The following is a 1,838-nucleotide window of genomic DNA, read 5'->3' as shown; positions in this document are numbered from 1 at the left end:
CTGCTCGCGCAAGTCCGTGATAGGACGCTTGCCGCGTATGCGCATCAGGATTTGCCGTTTGAAAAGCTCGTCGAAGCACTCGCGCCGGTTCGCGATACCAGTCGCACGCCGCTGTTTCAGGTGATGTTCGTATTGCAGAACGCGCCAATGCAAGCGCTCGCTTTACCGGGGCTTACGCTCGAACTGTTGCCCGCAGCCGAAGCCGGCGCCAAGTTCGATCTCACCTTGAGCCTCACGCATACCCAGGAAGGCTTGACCGGCACCTTCAGTTACGCAACCGATCTGTTCGACGAGATCACCATCACCCGCCTCGGTGCGCGCTTCACGAGCTTGCTCGAACAAGCGCTCGATCAACCCGATGCGCCGCTGCACGCGCTCGAACTCGTGCTGCCCGAAGAACACGCGTTACTCGAACGCTGGAACGACACGGCGGCGGCGTATCCGGAGAATATGTGCATCCATCAACTCTTCGAGCAACAGGTTCAGCGCACGCCTGATGCGATCGCGCTGGTCTTTGAAGACGAGTCACTCACGTACGCGCAACTCAACGCGCGTGCCAATCAGCTTGCGCATCATCTGATCGCCTTGGGCGTGCGTCCTGAAGATCGCGTGGCGCTGTGCATGGAGCGCGGCATCGGCATGATCATCGCGTTGATGGCGATACTCAAGGCAGGTGGCGCTTACGTTCCGCTCGATCCCACCTCCGTCGCCGAGCGGCTCGATTACATGCTCGACGATGCGCAGGTGTCGCTGCTCGTTACGCAGCCGCAGCTTCTCGAGCGCTTCCCGGCGCTCGCGCAGAGCGCGCCTGTCGTATGCCCAGAGACCGAAACGAGCCTGATCGATGCCCGCCCGGACATCGATCCGGGCGTCGATGTGCGTCCGCCATATCCGGCCTACGTGATCTACACCTCCGGTTCCACAGGCAAGCCGAAGGGCGTCGTGCTGAGTCACCGTAACCTCGCCAACTATCTGAGCGGAGTGCTGGCCAGGATGAACGTCCGCCCGCCGAGCAGCATGGCTCTGGCATCGACCATTGCGACCGACCTTGGTCACACGATCCTGTTCGGTGCGTTGGTTGCGGGCCATGAGCTGCACATACTCTCGACGGAACGAACCTCCGATGGCTATCTGTTCGGACAGTACATGCGCGAGCGCAAGATTGGCGTTCTGAAGATCGTGCCGGGACACCTGCGTGCACTCGTCGATATCACGCTCGACACCTCTCCCGCACTGCCGACGCAATTGCTCGTGCTGGGCGGAGAAGCCACTCGTTCCGACTGGATTCTATCCCTGCAGGCACTCAAGCCTGAACTGCGCATCCTCAATCACTATGGTCCGACCGAAACGACCGTCGGCGTTCTGACTCATGTGCTGAACGATGCCATATCCTATGGCACGTCTATTCCCATCGGACAGCCACTCGACAACACGCGCGCGTACGTGCTCGATGAAAACCTGCGGCATCTACCGCTCGGCGTAACGGGCGAACTTTATATTGGCGGCGCAGGCGTCGCGGGCGGCTATCTGCGGCGCGCGGCGCTCACGGCGCAACGGTTCATCGCCAGTCCATTTGCACCCGGTACGCGGCTCTATCGCACGGGCGACCTCGCCCGTTATCGCACCGATGGCAACATCGAGTTCCTCGGCCGCAACGATCATCAGGTCAAGATTCGCGGCTTCCGTATCGAGCTTGGCGAGATCGAGGCGCAGCTCGTCAATCATCCGGCCGTGCGCGAAGCCGTAGTCATCGCGCGTGCACGACATGAAGAGACGCAGGATCAGCAACTGGTCGCATACGTCACGTTGATGTCGGAGATCGATGTCAACGCCCTGCG

At 61.0% G+C, this 1,838-nt stretch carries 1 protein-coding gene; it reads left to right on the top strand.

Annotation, left to right across the window (positions count from 1 at the left end):
* Positions 1 to 1,838: non-ribosomal peptide synthetase (locus tag AWB76_RS38555; protein WP_157696345.1), on the top strand; the 1,838-nt coding region annotated here is incomplete at both ends.

The organism is Caballeronia temeraria (assembly GCF_001544795.2).
Taxonomy (GTDB): domain Bacteria; phylum Pseudomonadota; class Gammaproteobacteria; order Burkholderiales; family Burkholderiaceae; genus Caballeronia; species Caballeronia temeraria.
Note: the sequence above shows the minus strand (reverse complement) of the source record. Positions and strands in the feature narration are given on the sequence as shown.